Source organism: Roseibium sp. MMSF_3544 (assembly GCF_030732845.1).
GTDB lineage: Bacteria > Pseudomonadota > Alphaproteobacteria > Rhizobiales > Stappiaceae > Roseibium.
In genome coordinates this window covers 1-1,302 of the sequence record NZ_JASHKA010000060.1, presented here as the reverse complement: position 1 = coordinate 1,302, position 1,302 = coordinate 1, and the positions used below count along the sequence as shown (strand labels likewise).

At 57.6% G+C, this 1,302-nt stretch carries 1 protein-coding gene; it reads left to right on the top strand.

Annotation, left to right across the window (positions count from 1 at the left end; genetic code table 11):
- Positions 1-75: 75 nt before the first annotated feature.
- The gene (locus RBB47_RS30955) at positions 76-1,254 is read left to right on the top strand and encodes an IS481 family transposase (RefSeq protein ID WP_305989791.1); all 1,179 of its coding nucleotides are present in this window, start codon (positions 76-78) and stop codon (positions 1,252-1,254) included.
- Positions 1,255-1,302 lie beyond the last annotated feature (48 nt).

Below are 1,302 nucleotides of genomic sequence, written 5' to 3'. Positions count from 1 at the left end.
TGCCCGACCTGAGACATAGGTGACAAAGCGTTCCGGACACATAGGTAACACTTTCGGTTTTTTCGGGAGGTGTCGATGCCGTGGAAGGAAGTGTCCATTATGGAGGAACGTCTTCGTTTCGTGGCCCGTCTCTTGGACGGGGAAGGCATGAGCGCTGTTTGCCGGGAGTTCGGCATCTCGCGCAAGACGGGTTACAAGATCTGGAACCGCTACCAGCGGGAGGGGATGGAGGCGTTTTGCGACCGATCCCGTCGCCCAGTGCGCTACGCCAACCAGTTGCCGGAGCAGGTTGAGCGCCTGATTGTCCAGGCGAAGAGGGACAAGCCCCATTGGGGCGCCCGCAAGATCCGGGAAATCCTCGTCAGGAAACTTGCCGACGATGTGCGCATTCCGGCCCAAAGCACGGTGCATGCCGTGCTCGACCGCCACGGTCTTGTCAAGCGCGCCCGCAAGAGGCGGCGCGCCAACAAGGCCGAGGGTACGGCTCTGTCGGCAGGGCTTCGGCCCAATGATCTGTGGTGCGCCGATTTTAAAGGGGAGTTCAAGCTGGGCAACCGGCAATACTGTTACCCTTTGACCGTCAGCGATCATGCGTCCCGCTATCTTCTGATGTGCGAGGCCTTTGACACCACGAAGGAAAAGCCGGTCATCGAAGCCTTTCTGGCGCTGTTTCGAGAGCGTGGTCTGCCACGTGCAATCCGCACGGACAACGGCTTGCCGTTCGCTTCGCCAAATGGTCTCTACAATCTTTCAAAGCTGTCGGTGTGGTGGTTGCGTTTGGGCATCAGCATCGAACGCATCAAGCCTGGCCACCCCCAGCAGAATGGCCGCCACGAGCGCATGCATCTGACCCTGAAGAAGGAAGCCACCCGGCCTGCGGGAATGAACAGCCTGCAGCAGCAGGCCAAATTCGACGCTTTCGTCAAGGAATTCAATGAGGAGCGGCCTCACGAAGCGCTCGCAATGAAGACCCCGGGTGAGATCTACACGCCCTCAGCAAGGTCATATCAAGGCCTGCCAGAGCTGGACTATCCCTTTCACGACAAGGACGCATTGGTCACGGCTTGTGGCCGGATCTGCATGCATCGCAAGAAGATAAACGTCTCGACCGTGCTGGCAGGTCACAGGCTCGGAATAAAAGAAGTGGAGGATGGAATTTGGCTGATCAGCTTCATGAGCTATGATCTGGGATACATCGACCTGGAGCAGAAAACACTACAGACAATCGACAACCCGTTCGACACGAGGTTGTAACCCATGTCTCCGGTACAAAACGTTACCTATGTCTCCGGGCTGGACATG

What these genes read in the sequence shown, in the direction of transcription:
- RBB47_RS30955 (WP_305989791.1), top strand. Translation starts at nt 76, where the DNA reads ATGCCGTGGAAGGAAGTGTCCATTATGGAGGAACGTCTTCGTTTCGTG.